Source organism: Microbacterium sp. UBA1612 (assembly GCF_002321605.1).
Lineage (GTDB): Bacteria > Actinomycetota > Actinomycetes > Actinomycetales > Microbacteriaceae > Microbacterium > Microbacterium luteum.
This window is the reverse complement of the sequence record NZ_DCMW01000003.1, coordinates 220,310-237,955: the sequence shown is the minus strand read 5'-3', so window position 1 is coordinate 237,955 and position 17,646 is coordinate 220,310. Positions and strand designations below refer to the sequence as shown.

Sequence of the window (17,646 nt, the reverse complement as noted above, 5' to 3'; positions counted from 1 at the left end):
CACCTCTCTTGCCGTGGCGTCGGGGTTTCTAAAGGCGTGACGGCCGCTGCCGGGCGGCGGTGCCCTTCTCCACCGAGTTCGTTTCGGCCGCCACGCGCACATGCAGGGTGCCTGGGCGGACACTGACACGAACACGGGTGATGTGACCGAAGCTGTCGCCGTCGAGTTCGATGAGGTGAGGGGCGTCGAACCGGGCTTCGAACCGGGTTCCTTGGACGTAGGCGAGCGCGTGGAGGTCGGGTGTCTGCTGGAGGAGCCGGCGGCTGAGCGGGGAGCGGCGGGCGAGGCCTTGCAGGGTGAGGCGGGTTCCGATCCGCGCCCACCCGAAGCGTCCTGTCGGGCGCATCATTACGACGTCCAGCAGGCCGTCGTCGATGATCGCAGCGGGGATCAGGAGCATGTTCCCGGTGAGGGTTCCGCAGTTGCCGACGATCACCGTGTGCGCCCGCGTCGACCTCACCCGCCCTCCGTCGATTCGGTAGTCGAGATGGAAGAGCTTGTTCGCGATGACCGAGCGGGCGATCGGTGTGACGTACGCGAACCAGCCGAGATGCTTTTTCGCGATGGTGCTTGTGCTCTCCGCCATCTCCGCATCCAGTCCGATGCCGGCCATGACCATGAACGCGTGCGAACGCCGGGCGCCGCTCTCGTCCTCGAGCTCAGCCACCCCGACATCCACGGACCGGTCCTCACCTGCGAAGGCAACGGAGACGCAGGCGGCGATGTCGTTGAGCGGCGCACCGATATCACGTGCGAGGAGATTGCCGGTGCCCAGGGGAACCAGCGCGACCGGGATGCCCGTCCCTTGCATCACCTCCGCGACGGCTCGGACCGTGCCATCGCCGCCAGCGACCATCACCACCGCCGGAGCAGCAGCGAGAGCGTGCTCCGCTGCGGCCCGGCCCGCGTCGTCGCTGCGGGTCTCGTACCAGCGCGTCTGCGCCCACCCGTGCTCGGCCTCATACTCCGCGACCACGGGGCGAAGCCGCTCCAGCGGGGTCTTCACAGGGTTGTAGACGACGGCGGCGTGCCGTCGCCCGGCTGCCGTGTGGTCGTGCGTGCTCACTGCGGGGCTGCGGTGAAGTAGCGGCGCTGCTCGACCAGGGGGCAGGTGAACACGTCGCGCTCCCCGAGCCCGACACGGTTGATGTACCGCACGATGATCGCATAGGACGCCAGCAGCCCGGTCTGCACATAGGGCACATCATGGCTCCGGCAGTAGGCGGCGATGATGGGCGCTGCCTTGCGCAGGTGAGGGCGCGGCATGGACGGAAAGAGGTGATGCTCGATCTGATAATTCAACCCGCCCATCGCGGTGTCGAGCAGACGTCCGCCGCGGACGTTTCGGCTCATCATCGCCTGGCGGCGCAGGAAGTCGAAGCTCGCATCGCTCGGCACGATCGGCATCCCCTTGTGGTTCGGGGCGAACGAGACGCCCATGTAGAACCCGAAGAGCCCGAGCTGCACCGCGAGGAACACGAACGCGATGCCCGGCGACAGCACGAGGAAGACGAGCACCGGGAAACCGACCAGCCGGACCAAGAGGAACCCGATCTCGACCCATCGCCTGCTCAACGAACCGCGCGTGACCACCCGACGCACCCCGGACGCATGCAGCGAGACGCCCTCCAGGAGCAGGATCGGGAAGAAGAAGATCCCCTGATGCGAGCGCAACCACGACAGAACCCGCCCTCTCGGCGCGGCACGCTCCGGAGCCACGACGATGACCGGCAGCTCGATGTCCGGATCAGACCCCAGCTTGTTCGGATTCGCGTGGTGACGGGTGTGCTTGTGCTGCCACCATCCATAGCTCATCCCCACCAGCAGGTCGCCGAGCACGAGACTTGTCCAGTCATTCCACTTGCCCGAAACGAAGATCTGCCGGTGGGCCGAATCATGCCCGAGAAAGGCGATCTGCGTGAACACCACCGCCAAGAACACCGCCGTGAACAACTGCCACCACGTGTCACCGATCCACACGAACACCAACAGCCCGCCGGCGAGCACGAGCGGCAGACCGATCAGCTTCGACCAGTAATACCCATACCGGCGACGCAGCAACCCCCGATCCCGGATCGTCTTCGCCAGGGCCGTGAACTCACTCCCAGCCCTGCCGCTCCGCCGATCCACCGAGCGCGGTGTGGTCGAACGAAACCCACCCATGATGCGCCCCACATCCCACGGCCACGGACGCCATCAACGCCCGTGACCACCCTCGTCAGTCCAGTCGTCGATACGGGCACGATCGTCGGTCGCCGCGACACGCCGATCCGGCTCAGGCACTCGTGTCTCGGAGGTGCGGAACGTCACCGACTCCGCGAGAGCCGCGACAGAGGCCGCTCTGTCATGCTCACCCGCAGCCGCCTCGCGGAACCGGACCGCCGCCGCATCCTGCTTCGCACGGACACCCTCGCTGATCTCCGCCAGGCGGTCAGCGAGCACGCCGCCGAGACCGTCGCGCAACTCCTCAAGATTCGTGTTCGCGATCTCCAAGCGACGATCCGAGATCGTCACCTCGACAGTCGAGTACCCTGCCTTCGCGAGACGTTCCCGCGTCTCGCTCCCCAGGATCTCCGTGATCTCGTCCCGTTCAGGGCGGCGCGTGAACACCGCCTCCACCGTGTAACGATCCGGGGCCTCATCAGTCATCAGCGCCGCAGGCAACGAACCCACCAGCACCGATCCCAGGCCCAGCGTTGCGGTATCTGCACCGCTCGTTCGTGTCTGCGTATCCATAACCTGACGTTACGCCCCCAACATGTACGCCTCACAGGTTCAACTAAGCCCGCGCGCGCCGCAGAAAACTCCAGGAAACAACCGACCCCAGCACAGCGGTCGCACTCGCACCGGGGCTCGACACCGTCACATGTCTACGCATGGCACCGTGACCTGCGCCACGCGCAGGGGACGAGCCGATGAACCGCCCCTTCAACGCGCGAAGGACAAATCTCCACCTCAGCCCGAGGAAGCCCTGAATGTCACCGTCGTTGGCGTCTTACGATCCTTCCGGATCCGCGCTTAGCACTTTTTCTAGCACTTCCAACACGAATGGCCCCCGACCCGAGAGATAGAATCCCAGGTCAGGGGCCATTTCATTCGTGTGCGCGAGGGGGGACTTGAACCCCCACGCCCTAATACGGGCACTAGCACCTCAAGCTAGCGCGTCTACCTATTCCGCCACCCGCGCAGGTGGTCGGCAGCTTTCGCAACCGAGGGTCGAGCCTAGCACGTTCCGCACCGAACGCCCTACGCGCGGTGGTCCCGCGCGTGTCCGAGCGACGCGTCCCGGCCCGGTAGCCTGGTGCGCATGCCGGCGACCCCCTCCGACCTCCCCGAGGTCGCACGCGTGGCGCGTGACCTCATCCGCTTCGACACGACCAACCACGGCGGCGGTAATGCGGCGGGGGAGCGGGAGGCGGCCGAGTACGTCGGCGCTTACCTGGAAGATCTCGGCCTGGCCGTCGACTACTACGAGCCCGTCCCGCGGCGCACCAACGTGCACGCGCGGATCCGGGGCCGCAATCCAGACCGACCGGCACTCGTGCTCCACGGGCACCTCGATGTCGTTCCCGCCATTGCCGAGGACTGGTCGGTCGACCCGTTCGCCGGCGAGATCCGCGATGGGATGCTGTGGGGGCGCGGCGCGGTGGACATGAAGGACATGGACGCCATGATCCTCACGGCCGTCGCCGACATGGCCCGTGCGGGGGAGCAGCCCGACCGCGACATCGTGCTGGCGTTCTTCGCCGACGAGGAGAACGGCGGCATCGAGGGCTCCTCCCTCGTCGTGCGGGACCGCCCGGAATGGTTCGCCGGCGCGACCGAGGCGATCAGCGAAGTCGGCGGCTACTCGATCCACGTCGGTGAGCGGCGTGCCTATCTGCTGCAGGTGGGGGAGAAGGCCCTGGTCTGGATCCGGCTGGTCGCGACCGGACGCGCCGCACACGGCTCGAGCGTGCACGACGACAACGCCGTCACGCGGCTGGGCGAGGCGGTCGCCGCCCTCGGACGCACCGAGTGGCCGGTGCACCTCACGGACACGACACGGGAGTTCACCCGCATGCTGGGCGAGCTGACCGGCGCCGCCGGGGACGACGCCGACAGTCTCGCGCGGCGCACCGGGCCGGCGGCGGGATTCCTGCGCTCGACGCTGCGCACGACGACCAACCCGACGGGGCTCACCGCCGGCTACAAGCACAACGTCATCCCCGACCGTGCCGAAGCGCTCATCGACGTGCGGGTGCTGCCCGGCACGGAGGATGCGGCACTGGCCGACATCCAGCGGATCGTCGGCGACGACGTGGCCGTCGACGTGGTCCACTCCGACATCGGGCTCGAGGTGCCCTTCGCCGGCGACCTGATCGATGCGATGGTCGCCGCGCTGGCTCGCCACGACCCTGGCGTGCCGGTGATCCCGTACCTCATGGGCGGCGGCACCGACAACAAAGCACTGGCGTCCCTCGGGATCGCCGGATACGGGTTCGCGCCGCTGCGACTTCCCGCTGATCTCGACTTCACCGGAATGTTCCACGGTGTCGACGAGCGGGTGCCGGTCGAATCGCTCGTGTTCGGCCAGCGCGTGCTCGGCGACTTGCTGCGCACCTGCTGACCTCACCGAAAGGCCACCCCATGCAACTGCTCGAGGCGATCGTGCTCGGCCTCGTGCAGGGACTCACCGAGTTCCTGCCCGTGTCCTCGAGCGCCCATCTGCGCATCCTCGGCGAGTTCCTGCCCACCGCCGAGGACCCCGGTGCCGCCTTCACCGCGATCACGCAGATCGGCACCGAAGCGGCCGTCGTGGTCTTCTTCTGGCGTGACATCGTGCGCATCATCCGAAACTGGTTCCTCGCCCTGTTCGGCCGGATTCCCCGGAACGATCCCGACGCGCGGATGGGGTGGCTGATCATCGTCGGCAGCATCCCGATCGTCGTGCTGGGCCTGCTCTTCCAGGATCAGATCGAGACCACGTTCCGCTCGCTGTGGATCATCGCCGCGATGCTGATCTTCTTCGGCGTTCTGCTCGGCATCGCCGATCACGTCGGGGCGAAGCGTCGTTCTCTGAACGATCTCACCGTCGGCCACGGCGTCGTCTACGGATTCGCGCAGAGCCTGGCGCTCATCCCGGGCGTCTCCCGATCCGGCGGCACCATCACGGCGGGACTGTTCATGGGCTACGAACGCGCCGCCGCGGCGCGATACGCGTTCCTGCTCGCGATCCCGGCCGTGTTCGGCAGCGGCTTCTACCAGCTGTTCAAGAGCTGGGACGAGCCCGGGGTGTTCTCCCTCGGCGAGACGGCCCTGGCGACGGTGGTCGCCTTCGTCGTGGCTCTCGCCGTGATCGCCTTCTTCATGCGGTGGATCTCACGGCACAGCTTCCTGCCGTTCGTGCTCTACCGCGTCGCGCTCGGCACCGTCCTCATCGTGCTGCTGAGCCTCGGCGTCATCGACGCGTACTGACCCGGGGCCGCCGCGAGAGGGGATCAGCGCCGGTCGTCGCGGCCGGGCTTGGACGGACCGTCGCCGCGCCGCCGCAGATACTGCTCGAACTCCTGGGCGATCGCGTCACCCGAGGCCTCGGGGGAATCGACGGTGTCGCGGTTCTCCTCGAGCTGTCGGATGTACTCCGTCATCTCCTCGTCGTCGGCGGCGGCCGCGTCGATGGTCGCCTCCCACGCGATCGCCTCGGTCGCGAGGCTGCCGCGACCGACGGGGATGCCGGTGAGCGACTCGAGTCGGTCCAGCAGAGCCAGTGATGCCTTCGGGGACGGCGTGTGGCCCGCAACGTAGTGCGGCACGCTCGCCCACAGGCTCGCGGTGGGGATGCCCGCCGCGTCGGCGGCATGTCCCAGCACGGACAGGATGCCCACCGGTCCTTCATAGCTGCCGCGTTCGAGTCCGAGCGTCTCGCGCACCTGATCGTTCTCGCTGCCGGCGAAGACCGAGATCGGGCGCGTGTGCGGGACATCCGACATCATCGACCCCAGTGACACGAAGCCGGTGATGTCTTCGCGCAGGGCCACGTCGATGAACTCCGCACTGAACGCCTGCCACGCGCGAGCGGGCTCGACCCCGGTCAGCAGCCACAGCTCGGTGTCGCCCTGCGGCTCGGTCGGGCGGAGAACCGTCGCCTCCGGCCAGGTGAGGCGGCGGTGGCCCTCGGCGTCGGCAACCAGATGCGGCCTGGTGTACTGGTAGTCGAAGTACAGTTCCGGGTCGACGGAGAACACCGGTTCGTAGTCGCCGGAGCCCTTCACGTGCGCAAGCGCAGCGGATGCGGCCTCGCCGGCGTCGTTCCACCCGTCGAACGCGGCGACCAGCACGCGGCGTCCCAGTGCGTCCACACAACCTCCCCGATCGGTCCCTCCAGGATAGGCACGCTCCGCGCGCACGGGCGCAGCGGCAGGCGCGGGCGACCCCGATCCGGGCGGTGGGCGGGACGCCGGGTGCGTAGCATGGGCGGGTGAATTCTCCGCGCATCGCCGCCGTCCTGTGGGACATGGACGGAACCCTCGTCGACACCGAGCCGTACTGGATGGCCGCCGAGACACCGCTCATCGAGAGCTTCGGGGGCACCTGGTCCCACGAGCAGGCGCTGCAGCTGGTGGGACTCGCGCTGGAGGACTCTGCGGGCATCCTGCAGTCGGCCGGCGTGCGCATGAGCAAGGGCGACATCGTCGACCACCTGACCTCCGAGGTCATGTCGCAGCTTTCGCAGAAGGGCGTGCCGTTCCGGCCCGGCGCGAAGGAGCTGCTGCGGAGTCTGCGTGCGGCCGGCATCAAGACGGCGCTCGTGACGATGTCCATGCGTCGCATGGCCGACCACGTGGTGTCGCTCATCGATTTCGACGCGTTCGACGTCATCGTCGGCGGCGACGACGTCGCGCGGCCCAAGCCGTATCCCGATCCCTATCTCCAGGCCTGCGAGGCCCTCGGTGTGTCACCGCTGGACGCCGTGGCGGTCGAGGACTCGCCGACCGGCGTGCGCGCCGCCGCTGCCTCCGGGGCGGTGACGCTCGGCGTACCCCTCATGGTGTCGCTCGAGGGCGTCGGCGCCCACGAGCTCTGGCCGACGCTCGCCGATCGCACCGCCGACGACCTCGCCGCCCTGCACGCGGCGCACCGCACCGCGGAGGAGAACCGATGACCGCCGCACGCCCGAGCGGCCCCTTCCGGGTCGGCGACCGTGTTCAGCTGACCGGTCCGAAGGGCCGCCTCCACACCATCACCCTGCGTCAGGACGGCGAGCTGCACACCCACCATGGCGTCCTGCGGCACACGTCGCTGATCGGTCAGCCCGACGGGTCCGTCGTCACCGGCAGCGGCGGTCACGAGTATCTTGCGCTTCGTCCGCTGCTGCGCGATTTCGTGATGTCGATGCCGCGCGGCGCGGCGATCGTCTACCCGAAGGACGCCGCGCAGATCCTCGCGGAGGCGGATGTGTTCCCGGGGGCGCGCGTCGTCGAGGCCGGCGTCGGCTCGGGTGCGCTCTCGCTGTGGCTGCTGCGCGCGATCGGGGAGACCGGGTCGCTGGTGTCGTTCGAGCGGCGCGAGGAGTTCGCCGCCGTCGCCCGGGCGAACGTGGAGACCTTCCTCGGGGAGGTGCCCGCCACGTGGCGCATCGAGCTGGGCGACCTCGCTGAGGCCCTCCCCGCCGTGGTCGAGCCGGGCACGATCGACCGGGTGGTCCTCGACATGCTCGCCCCCTGGGAGTGCCTCGACGCCGTCGCCGACGCGCTGACGCCGGGCGGCGTCGTGGTCTGCTACGTCGCCACGGCGACGCAGCTGAGCCGCGTGGCCGAGTTCATCCGCGGAACGGGGCTGTTCACCGAGCCGGACGCGAACGAGACGATGGTGCGCGGGTGGCACGTCGAAGGGCTCGCGGTGCGGCCCGATCACCGCATGGTCGCCCACACCGGCTTCCTGGTGTGGGCACGACGACTCGCGCCCGGCGCGGTGGCCCCGGAGCAGAAGCGCCGCGCGTCGAAGTCGAGCTACGGCGATGAGGATGTGGAGCTGTGGACACCCGGCGCGGTGGGGGATCGGGAGATCACCGACAAGAATCTCCGCAAGCGTGTGCGCGAGGCCGAGCGTGCCGCCGCAGGCGCTCGTCTCGCGTCCGCCGCGGAGGACGAAGGCACCGCGACCGCCTAGGATGAACCGGTGCGCAAGATCCCCGCTGCTCTCGCCCTCATCGGAATGACCTCTGTCGGCCTCGTCGGCTGCACCGTCGAAGCCGCCGCGCCCACCTGCGTGGAGAGCGACACCGACCTGGCCTCGCTCGCGACCGTCTCCGGTGACATCGACGCCGAGCCGCGGGTGGAGGTCTACTCCCCGTTCCACGTCGACGAGGTGGCGGTGGAGCGCCTGTCGGAGGGCGAAGGACCCGAGCTGTCCACGGACTCGCAGCTGCTGGTCATGGACTACTCGTTCTACGCCGGCGACAGCGGGGAGCCGTTCGCCGCGACCGCCTACGACGGTGATCTGACGAACGTCTTCTCGATGGAGAACATCGCCGCCGCGCTTCCCGGCCTCTCCGAGGCGCTGCAGTGCGCTCAGGCGGGGTCTCGCATCGTCATCGGCCTCCCGGCCGACGAGATCAACCCCGACTACGCCGCCCAGGCCGGCCTCGCCGAAGACGAGTCGCTTCTCGCCGTCGTCGACGTCCGCAAGGTCTATCTGCCGCAGGCCGAGGGCGACCTTCGCTACAACTCGAGCCTCGGGATGCCCACGGTCGTGCGCGCCCCCGACGGCCGGCCGGGCGTCATCATCCCCGATGCCGCGGCTCCCGACGAGCTCGTCGTGCAGACCCTCATCGAGGGCGACGGCGAGGTCGTCGAGGCCGGCGACACCGTGCGGGTGCACTACACCGGACTGACGTGGGCAGACCGCGAGGTGTTCGACTCCACGTGGGAGACGACACCCGCGGCGCTCTCGCTCGACGAGGTCGTGCCCGGGTTCTCCGCGGCGCTCGAGGGCCAGACCGTCGGGTCCCAGGTGCTCGCGGTGATTCCACCGGATCAGGGTTACGGCGACCAGGCGAGCGGAGCGATCCCCGCCGGCTCCACGCTCGTCTTCGTCATCGACATCCTCGGCGTCGACGAGGCGTCCTGAGCCTCGTCTTCCCTCGGGCCTGCCTAGACTTGGCGTCGTGGCCACCGCATCCGTGAAGACCCCGCCCGAAGAGCGGCTGGTCAACCTCGTGGTGGCTCTCACCGCGACGGATCAGGGGCTGACGAAGGACACGATCCTGGCCAACGTCACCGGGTACCGCGAGCAGCGCGAAGCGGGAGCTTCCAAGGATGCTCTCGAGAAGATGTTCGAGCGCGACAAAGAGAACCTCCGAGCCCTCGGCGTCCCGATCGAGACGATCGGCGACTGGGCCGACCCCGATGATCTGCGCGAAGCGCGCTACCGCGTGCCCGCGGCGGAGTACACCCTCCCGGACGACCTGGAGTTCTCGCCGGCCGAGCTCGCGCTCCTCACCCTCGCCGGGAGCGTCTGGAGCGAGAGCTCGATGTCCGTGGAGGCTCGGGCCGGCCTCCGCAAGATCCGCGCGCTCGGCATCCCCATGGATGCGCCGATCCAGGGGTTCGCGCCTCGGCTGAGCACCAACGACGCGGCGTTCGTGCCGTTGCAGCAGGCGATCGAGCACGCCCGCGTCGTGACGTTCCCGTATCTGAAGCCCGGCGACGCCGCCCCGCGCACGCGGCGTGTGCGCCCCCTCGCCCTGGTCGAGTATGAGGGACGCTGGCACGTGCTCGCGCACGACCTCGGCGTCGACGAGGAGCGGACCTTCCTGCTGTCGCGCATCGTCGGCGCCGTCACCGCCACGCGCCAGCACTTCGACGCAGCGCTCCGTCGGGGAGCGGGGGAGCGGGCGCTGTCCGGCCTGCAGGAGGTCGCAGCACGCAACGTGGCGCTGCTCGAGGTGGAACCGGGGACGGAAGCCGCGCTGCGACTCGCGCGCCGCGCCCAGCCGGCCGAGCAGGGGGTGCGCGTGCCCTTCGTCGACGTGCACATCTTCGCCGACGAGCTCGCCTCCTACGGCCCGGAGGTGCGGGTGGTCGAACCCGCCGCGCTGCGGGACGCCGTCCTCACGCGCCTGCGCTCGACGCTCGCCCGTCACGGCGGTGCCGCGTGAACCCCGTGCGCAAGCCGCTCGTCGCCACCGACCGCGCGGCGCTCATGCTGCAGCTGGTGCCGTATCTGATCGGGAAGGGGGAGGTGTCGGTCGCGGAGGCGGCCGAGGAGTTCGACGTCACCCCCGACCAGATGCGAGAGATGGTGGAGAAGCTCACCGTCATCGGCCTGCCGGGTGACGGCGGCTTCTGGCAGATGGCCAACGATCTGTTCGACATCGACTGGGATCTGCTCGATCGGGACGACCGCATCGTCATCACGCACTCGGTCGCGCTCGAGCGCACGCCGCGCCTCACCGCGCGCGAGGCGGCTGCGCTCCTCGCCGGCCTTCAGCTCACCCGCGGGATTCCCGGGGTCGGTGACAGCGAGCTGTTCTCGGAACTCCTCGCCAAGCTCGCCCGCGGCGCCTCCGGCACCCCGGCCGACCTCATCGTCGCGCCCGCCCCCGTTGACGCGGTACGCGATCGCGTCGCCGAGGCGTTGCGCGTCGGACGCGCCGTCGCCTTCGCCTACAAGGCCCCCGATGCTCCGGCGACCACCCGCACGGTCGACCCCGTGAAGGTGAGCATCGCCGACGGTCAGTGGTACCTGCAGGGATGGTGCCACCTGCGCGAGGCGATGCGCACCTTCCACCTCGACCGCGTCAGTGATATCCGGCTGACGGATCTGACGGTCTCACACGCCGCCGATCCCGTGCCCGACTGGTTCGCGGACGGTTCGGATGAGCTCGTGGTGCGCATCCGGTTCCCCGCAGCGTCGGCGGCGCTCCTGGGCGACTACCTTCGGCGGGCGGACACCGAGACGGAGAGGGGCGTGACGGTGGCCACGATGCGCGTCGCCGACGAGAACAGTCTGCGCCGTCTGGCCGCCAAGCTCGGTGGCGATGTCGAGATCCTGGAGCCCGAGGGCGCACGCCGTGCGGCAGCGGATTGGGCCGAGAGCGCTCTGCGACTGTACGGCCCGAGCTGAGACCCGCCGCGCCCAGCACCGTTCCCGCTCGCGATAGCGCGGTTAGACTGAGAACAGGTCAACGATCTGGAGTCCTCCTCATGGCTAACGCATTCAGCCCATGGCACCTGCTGCTGATCCTCGCGGTCATCCTGCTGCTGTTCGGTGCCGCCAAGCTGCCCGCCCTCGCCAAGAGCGTCGGCCAGTCCGCCCGGGTGTTCCGGGGCGAGATGAAGGCGATGAAAGACGAGGACGCGCCTCGAGGCGGTGACCGCGCCGACACCCCGTCGGCGACCGCGGACTCGCCGTCCACGCCGACATCGGGCGGGGCATCCGACCCGAAACCCTGATCGGTGGCGACCGACACACCCGCATCGAAGGCGGCGAAGCCCCGACGCGGTGAGAGGCGGATGTCGCTCGGCCAGCATCTCGTCGAGCTGCGCAAGCGCCTGATGATCGCGGCGATCGCGCTGGTCGTCGGCATGGTGGTGGCCTTCTTCATCACGGATTTCGTCATCTGGCTCATCACGGAGCCCATCAGGTACATCGCCGTCGAGCGGGGGGATGAGATCGACGTCGCCGTCATGTTCAGCACGGTGACCTCGGCGTTCGATCTGCGCATCCGGATGGCCTTCGCCATCGGCCTGGTGCTGTCGGCACCGGTCTGGCTGTGGCAGATCTGGGCGTTCGTGATGCCGGGTCTGACTCGCACGGAGATCCGATACACGATCTGGTTCGTCGCGGCGGCGATCCCGCTGTTCTTCGCGGGATGCTGGACCGGTCTGCTGGTGATGCCCCACATCGTGGAGATCATGGCCACCTTCGTGCCGGAGGGCGGCTCGTCGTTCTACGACGCGAAGTACTACTACGACTTCGTCATGAAGCTGATCATCGTCGTCGGGGTCTCCTTCGTCCTCCCGGTGTTCCTGGTCGCCCTCAACATCGCCGGTGTGATCAGCGGGCGTGACATCCTCAAGGGCTGGCGGGTGGCCGTTCTCGTCGCGACGATCTTCGCGGCGGTCGCGACGCCAGGCGCTGACGTGGTGTCGATGATCCTGCTCGCCGGCATCCTGGTCGTGCTGTTCTTCGCCGCCGCCGCAGTGTCGCTGGTGTTCGATCGGCGTCGACGCAAGCGCGAAGAGGCGTTCCTCGCGGACGGGTCGTCGTCGTGACCTCTCTCTCGCCCGCCGAGCGGTTCGCCCGAGCGAACGAGCACCGCGAGCATCCCCGTACGAGCGAGTTCGCCGAACGGCAGCGCTTCGACCTCGACCCCTTCCAGCTCGCGGGATGCCACGCGCTCGAGTCGGGCCGCAGCGTGCTCGTGGCCGCGCCCACGGGGGCCGGAAAGACCATCGTGGGGGAGTTCGGCATCCACCTGGCGATGTCCGCCCCGGGGGACAAGGCGTTCTACACGACGCCGATGAAGGCGCTGTCGAATCAGAAGTTCCGCGAACTCGTCGACGTGTACGGGCCGGACGAGGTAGGACTGCTCACCGGCGACACGAACATCAATGCGAGCGCCCGCATCGTGGTGATGACCACCGAGGTCCTGCGCAACATGCTCTACGCCGACTCGCCCGCGCTCCAGGGGCTGCGCTTCGTCGTGATGGACGAGGTCCATTACCTCGCCGATCGTTTCCGTGGCGCGGTGTGGGAAGAGGTCATCATCCATCTCCCGCCGGCCGTGCGACTGATCGCCCTGTCGGCGACGGTGTCGAACGCGGAGGAGTTCGGCGACTGGCTGGATGCGGTGCGCGGGGACACGGAGATCATCGTGTCCGAGACCCGACCGGTCCCTCTCGAGCAGCACGTCCTCGTACGCGGAGACCTTCTGCCGCTGTTCGACGACCGCGCCGGCGTCGCAACGGCCCAGGTGAACCAGGAGCTGCTGCGCATCCGTTCGGCTCGCGGCAGCGGCTACGAGAGCGGGCGGCACGGGGGTGGCGGCCGCCGACCGCACCGGGGCGGCAGGCGGCCCCAGCGAGCCGGGCATCCGCAGCGGATCGAGCGACTGGATCGGCCGGATGTCGTTGAGCTTCTCCGACGCTCGAATCTGCTCCCCGCGATCTTCTTCATCTTCAGCCGGGCCGGGTGCGATCAGGCCGTCATCCAGGTGCGGCGCTCCGGCGTGCGTCTGACCTCGCCCGAGGAGCGCAGCCTCATCCGGGAGATCGTCGAGGACCGCACCCGCAACCTCGTCGAAGAAGACCTCGGCGTGCTCGGCTACTGGGAGTGGAAGGACAACCTCGAGCGCGGCGTCGCGGCGCACCACGCGGGCCTCCTCCCGGCCTTCAAGGAGATCGTCGAGGAGCTGTTCCAGCGCAAGCTCGTCAAGGCGGTCTTCGCCACCGAGACGCTCGCGCTCGGCATCAACATGCCCGCCCGGACGGTCGTGCTCGAGAAACTCGAGAAGTTCAACGGCGAGGCGCGGGTGGCCATCACCTCCGGCGAGTACACGCAGCTGACCGGGCGTGCGGGACGCCGGGGCATCGACGTCGAAGGACACGCGGTGGTGCAGTGGACCGAGGGCGTGGACCCGCAGGCGGTGGCCGCGCTCGCGTCGCGCCGCACCTACCCGCTGAACTCCAGCTTCCGGCCCACGTACAACATGGCGGTGAACCTGATCGACCGCTTCGGTCGCGGGCAGGCGCGCGAGATCCTCGAGTCCTCGTTCGCGCAATTCCAGGCCGACCGGGCCGTGGTCGGCATCGCGCGCCAGGTCAAGGATGCCGAGGAGTCGCTCGCGGGATACGCCGATGCCATGGCATGCGACCGCGGCGACTTCGTCGAGTACGCCGCGATCCGCCGCGAGCTGAGCGACATCGAGAAGATCAATCGCAAGGACGTCACCGCGGGAAAGTCGACCCGCGATGCCCGGCAGCGCGAGATCCAGTCGCTGCGCAATCGCATGAGGCGTCATCCGAGTCATGAGTGCCCCGATCGCGAGCATCACGCGCGCTGGGCCGAGCGGTACCACAAGCTCGATCGCACCGTGCGGAAGCTTCGCGGGCAGATCGACTCCCGCACCGGCACGGTGGCGCGGATCTTCGATCGCGTCGTCGAGGTGCTCGATGAGGTCGGCTACGTCGAGATCGCCGCCGACGGGGCGACGACGCTCACCGACGACGGCCGCACGATGAAGCGCATCTACGGCGAACGCGACCTTCTCGTCGCGGAGAGCCTTCGGCTGCGGCTCTGGAGCGCGCTCGACGCTCCCTCGCTCGCGGCGATCGCGTGTGCGCTGGTCTACGAGCCGCGCCGCGACGACGGCGGCTACGGGGATCGGCGCCTGCCGCGCGGGGCATTCCGCATCGCCCTCGAGAAGACGACCGATCTGTGGCAGCGGCTCGACGACCTCGAGACCGAGCATCGCCTGCCCGGTTCTGAACCGCCCTCGCCGAACCTGTCCGCCGCGATGCACGGGTGGGCGCGCGGACTGCCTCTGGACACCGTGCTCGCCGAGGCCGACATGGCAGCCGGCGACTTCGTCCGCTGGACGAAGCAGACGATCGACCTGCTCGACCAGCTCTCGCTCGTCGCGCCACCGGAACTCGCCGGCACCGCACGGCGTGCTCTCGAGTCGGTGCGGCGGGGGATCGTCGCGTACAGCTCGGTGTGATCTCCCGGAGTGCCGATCCTTCTCGAAGCAGTCGCGCAGGGGCGCCGGATTAGGGTGGACGCGTGAGTCTCGCCCCGGCCATCCGGCCCGTCTTGCCGCTGTGGGCGGCCGTCGTGACCTCGCTGGTCGGGGGAGCGGTCCTCGATGCCGCCTACCCGGACATCGGTTGGTGGCCCCTGGCATTCGTGGGAGTCGCATTCGCGCTCGTCTCCCTCATCGGCCGCAGCGTGGGCGGAGCGCTCCTGGTCGGCCTCGCCTTCGGTGCGTCGTTCTACCTCATCCACATCGTCTGGATCACCCGCTATCTCGGGGTGATTCCCTGGTTCGCGCTGGCGGGTGTCGAGACGCTGTTCATCGCGCTCGGGTCGGTTCTGCTGACGCTCTCGTACCGCTGGTTCCCGCGAATCTGGCCCTCACGGTGGGCCAACCTCGTCGGGCTGCCGGTGCTGGTGGGAGGAATCTGGACCCTGCGCGAGCAGATCATGGGTTCCTGGCCTTACACCGGCTTCCCCTGGGGGCGGCTCGGGATGAGCCAGTCGGAGAGTCCGCTCGCCCACATCGTCTCCTGGGTGGGCGTCAGCGGGCTGACCTTCCTCATGGTCGTGTTCACCGCCGCCGTCATCGAGTGGCTCCGAGCGGGTCGGCTCCGGGATGTGCGCTCGGCCGTGCCGGCGGCCGTCGCCGCGGTGCTTCTGGTCGCGGTGCCGGCGTTCCCGACGACGGATGTCGGCACGTGGCGGGTCGGTGCCGTGCAGGGCAACGGACCGTCTGCGTACTTCGATGAGCGGGAGCCGTATGAGGTGCTGAACGCCCAGATCGAGGCGTCCCAGCCGATCCTCGAGGACGACCTCGACGTGCTGGTGTGGCCAGAGGGCGGTATCGGATACGACCCGCTGCAGGATGCCGCGACGGCGGCCGCGCTCGACGGCTTGAGCGAGCGCGCCGACGCGCCGCTCATCGTGAACGCTGCGACGGAGCGGGGCGACGACGTGTTCAACACGTCGATCCTCTGGACGGCCGAGAACGGTGCGGAGCAGGTGCACGACAAGGCCAACCCGGTCCCGATGGGGGAGTATGTGCCCGATCGCTGGTTCTACGAGGCGATCGTGCCCGACCTCATCGGTCTGATCCAGCGGGAGTACACGCCCGGATCCAATCCGCCGTACTTCGATGTCGACGGGATCGGTGTCGGCCTCGCGATCTGCTTCGACGTGATCTACGACGACGTCATCTGGGAGGGCGCCCGCGACGGCGCGGAGATCTACGTGCTGCAGACGAACAACGCCGACTTCCGTGACACCGATGAGAACCTGCAGCAGCTCGCCTTCGCACGCATGCGCGCGATCGAGACCGGACGTGCGGTGGTCAATCTGTCGACGGTGGGCACCAGCCAGATCATCGATCCCTCGGGCGTCACCCTGGAGTCGTTGCCGACGGACACCGCCGGCGCGATGGTGCTCGACGTGCCGCTGCGCACCGGTCTCACCGGCGCGGTCGTGGTCGGCCCGGCCGTTCAGGCCATCCTGGGGTGGGGGAGCCTCGCGGCGATCACCGCTCTCGGGGTGGTCGTGACGGTGCTCTCCCGTCGTTCGCCCCTGCGAACGACGACGGCGCCGACTCCCGAGGGAGCCGGCGCCGGTCGATGAGTGGGATTCAGGCGCTGAGCTTGTCGGTGGAGGCAGCCGCACCGCGTCGTTCGCGGATGTAGGTCAAGCGCTCCTCCAGGAGCTCTTCCAGCTCCGGGATCGTGCGACGCTCGAGCAGCATGTCCCAGTGGGTGCGGGCGGCCTTGTCGCCGCTGTGGTCCACCGTGGCCGTGCCCTCACCGATTCGCAGAAGAGCCTCGGCGCCGCAGGTGCGGCACTCCCAAGCCTCCGGGACCTCCGCGTCGGCGGCGAAGGTCATCACCGTGTCTCGCCCACAGGACGAACACGAGTAGGTGTGCTGCGCGCGGTCGTGGAAAACGACGCCCTCTTCGCTTTGTAGGCTCTGGGCGCCGAGTCGGATGCCGCGCAGACTGCGGTCTGCCATAGGGGGTGGTCCTCTCGTCGGTCACCAGGTATAACGCGACGACCTGTGGGAATCATCCGAACGGACGCCGCGAAGACGCCATTCACAGTCGATGCACAGCGCCGTCAGCCGCCCGCGCGTGGCGGCGTCGACGACCGCGTCGCAACCACGTCGAGGGCGACGTCGGCGACGTCGGTGACGATGCCGTCGACACCCCAGTCCAAGAGCGTCGACATGCGCGCGGCATCGTTGACCGTCCACACATGGACCTCGACGCCGAGTGCGTGCGCGAGCACGATGCTGCGCGGTGAGACGATGCGCATCGGACCCTGCCTCTCCGGCACCTGAAGCGCATCGACGCCCACCAGTGCTCTGCGCGCCATGGCGATCGAACGTAGGGAAGCGGCGGCGAGGAAGCGCGCCACCGTCCTCGACCCCGCCGATGTCGCGGGGCGGGCCGACCCGACGGTCGCGGCGCGCAGCGCCGTATGACGCCTGTCGTCGTCGAAGCTCGTCAGCAGCACGCGCTCCGCGTGCGCGGCGATGATGCGTCCTGCCGGAACGGCGGCAGCCGCCGCCTTCACATCGATGTTGAAGCGGAGACCCGGAAACGTCTCCAGTGCTTGGCGCAGGGTGACCAGGCCGCCCCGGGAGGACATCAGGTCGTCGAGCTCCTGCAGGGTGACATGTGCGATCGGGCGGGGGTCGCCGGTGACGCGGCGCAGATCGACGTCGTGGAAGAGCACGACCTCGCCGTCGGAGGTGAGATGGCAGTCCGACTCGACGTAGGCAGCTCCGGCGGCGTGCGCGGACGTGACGGCGGCGAACGAGTTCTCAACGATCCCGTCCGCGGCGTCTGTCGCGGTGACCAGGCCACGATGGGCCAGAACGCGAGGGGGTGCGGAAGCGGTGAACCAGGGGTGCACGAG

17 protein-coding genes and 1 tRNA gene are annotated in these 17,646 nt (G+C 69.0%); 11 read left to right on the top strand and 7 right to left on the bottom strand.

The window, feature by feature from the left end; translation table 11 throughout:
- Window positions 1-28: 28 nt before the first annotated feature.
- From B3S45_RS01675 to B3S45_RS01660, 4 genes are all read right to left on the bottom strand, one after another.
- Complete coding sequence (locus tag B3S45_RS01675; RefSeq protein ID WP_286717032.1) at window positions 29-1,066, bottom strand: diacylglycerol/lipid kinase family protein; 1,038 nt, start codon at window positions 1,064-1,066, stop codon at window positions 29-31.
- Entirely contained in the window at window positions 1,063-2,163 is a 1,101-nt protein-coding gene (locus B3S45_RS01670; RefSeq protein WP_286717031.1) for a fatty acid desaturase family protein, read from the bottom strand. Before B3S45_RS01670 ends, B3S45_RS01675 begins: the two co-directional genes overlap by 4 nt.
- A 33-nt stretch (window positions 2,164-2,196) precedes the next feature.
- A complete protein-coding gene (locus B3S45_RS01665) occupies window positions 2,197-2,649 on the bottom strand; it encodes a hypothetical protein (RefSeq protein WP_227468335.1) in 453 nt (150 codons plus the stop codon).
- A 452-nt stretch (window positions 2,650-3,101) separates the two neighbouring features.
- A tRNA-Leu gene (locus B3S45_RS01660) sits at window positions 3,102-3,187 on the bottom strand.
- A gap of 120 nt (window positions 3,188-3,307) precedes the next feature.
- Here B3S45_RS01660 and B3S45_RS01655 point away from each other — a divergent pair.
- A complete protein-coding gene (locus B3S45_RS01655) occupies window positions 3,308-4,609 on the top strand; it encodes a M20/M25/M40 family metallo-hydrolase (RefSeq protein WP_194383167.1) in 1,302 nt (433 codons plus the stop codon).
- 20 nt (window positions 4,610-4,629) lie between these two features.
- Window positions 4,630-5,457 carry an undecaprenyl-diphosphate phosphatase gene (locus B3S45_RS01650; RefSeq protein ID WP_071043545.1) on the top strand — a complete coding sequence of 276 codons (828 nt, stop codon included), beginning with the start codon at window positions 4,630-4,632 and terminating at the stop codon, window positions 5,455-5,457.
- 23 nt (window positions 5,458-5,480) lie between these two features.
- Here B3S45_RS01650 and B3S45_RS01645 read toward each other — a convergent pair whose 3' ends face one another.
- A complete protein-coding gene (locus B3S45_RS01645; protein ID WP_071043544.1) occupies window positions 5,481-6,341 on the bottom strand; it encodes a PAC2 family protein in 861 nt (286 codons plus the stop codon).
- 119 nt (window positions 6,342-6,460) lie between these two features.
- On the opposite strand from B3S45_RS01645, the gene B3S45_RS01640 reads away from it, so the two are divergent.
- The 9 genes from B3S45_RS01640 (at window position 6,461) to lnt (ending at window position 16,353) form a co-directional block, all read left to right on the top strand.
- Window positions 6,461-7,144: an HAD family hydrolase gene (locus B3S45_RS01640; protein ID WP_071043543.1), complete on the top strand. Its 684-nt coding sequence runs from the start codon at window positions 6,461-6,463 to the stop codon at window positions 7,142-7,144.
- A complete protein-coding gene (locus tag B3S45_RS01635; protein WP_071043542.1) occupies window positions 7,141-8,151 on the top strand; it encodes a tRNA (adenine-N1)-methyltransferase in 1,011 nt (336 codons plus the stop codon). Before B3S45_RS01640 ends, B3S45_RS01635 begins: the two co-directional genes overlap by 4 nt.
- A gap of 9 nt (window positions 8,152-8,160) precedes the next feature.
- Complete coding sequence (locus B3S45_RS01630) at window positions 8,161-9,111, top strand: FKBP-type peptidyl-prolyl cis-trans isomerase (RefSeq protein ID WP_071043541.1); 951 nt, start codon at window positions 8,161-8,163, stop codon at window positions 9,109-9,111.
- Window positions 9,112-9,148: 37 nt separating this feature from the next.
- Window positions 9,149-10,141 carry a helix-turn-helix transcriptional regulator gene (locus B3S45_RS01625; protein WP_071043540.1) on the top strand — a complete coding sequence of 331 codons (993 nt, stop codon included), beginning with the start codon at window positions 9,149-9,151 and terminating at the stop codon, window positions 10,139-10,141.
- Window positions 10,138-11,109 carry a helix-turn-helix transcriptional regulator gene (locus B3S45_RS01620; RefSeq protein ID WP_286717024.1) on the top strand — a complete coding sequence of 324 codons (972 nt, stop codon included), beginning with the start codon at window positions 10,138-10,140 and terminating at the stop codon, window positions 11,107-11,109. The genes B3S45_RS01625 and B3S45_RS01620 overlap by 4 nt, the downstream gene beginning before the upstream one ends.
- Window positions 11,110-11,189: 80 nt before the next feature.
- Complete coding sequence (gene tatA, locus B3S45_RS01615) at window positions 11,190-11,438, top strand: twin-arginine translocase TatA/TatE family subunit (RefSeq protein ID WP_071043539.1); 249 nt, start codon at window positions 11,190-11,192, stop codon at window positions 11,436-11,438.
- 60 nt (window positions 11,439-11,498) lie between these two features.
- Window positions 11,499-12,260: a twin-arginine translocase subunit TatC gene (gene tatC / locus B3S45_RS01610; RefSeq protein WP_194385501.1), complete on the top strand. Its 762-nt coding sequence runs from the start codon at window positions 11,499-11,501 to the stop codon at window positions 12,258-12,260.
- Window positions 12,257-14,707 carry a DEAD/DEAH box helicase gene (locus B3S45_RS01605; RefSeq protein ID WP_194383161.1) on the top strand — a complete coding sequence of 817 codons (2,451 nt, stop codon included), beginning with the start codon at window positions 12,257-12,259 and terminating at the stop codon, window positions 14,705-14,707. The genes tatC and B3S45_RS01605 overlap by 4 nt, the downstream gene beginning before the upstream one ends.
- A 62-nt stretch (window positions 14,708-14,769) precedes the next feature.
- On the top strand, window positions 14,770-16,353 hold the full coding sequence (gene lnt, locus B3S45_RS01600) for an apolipoprotein N-acyltransferase (protein ID WP_286717022.1): 1,584 nt from the start codon (window positions 14,770-14,772) through the stop codon (window positions 16,351-16,353).
- 7 nt (window positions 16,354-16,360) lie between these two features.
- Here lnt and B3S45_RS01595 read toward each other — a convergent pair whose 3' ends face one another.
- Both B3S45_RS01595 and B3S45_RS01590 read right to left on the bottom strand, forming a co-directional pair.
- Window positions 16,361-16,738, bottom strand: coding sequence for an RNA polymerase-binding protein RbpA (locus B3S45_RS01595; RefSeq protein ID WP_071043536.1), 378 nt, complete (start codon window positions 16,736-16,738; stop codon window positions 16,361-16,363).
- Window positions 16,739-16,842: 104 nt separating this feature from the next.
- A complete protein-coding gene (locus B3S45_RS01590; protein ID WP_286717021.1) occupies window positions 16,843-17,643 on the bottom strand; it encodes a glycerophosphodiester phosphodiesterase family protein in 801 nt (266 codons plus the stop codon).
- Window positions 17,644-17,646 lie beyond the last annotated feature (3 nt).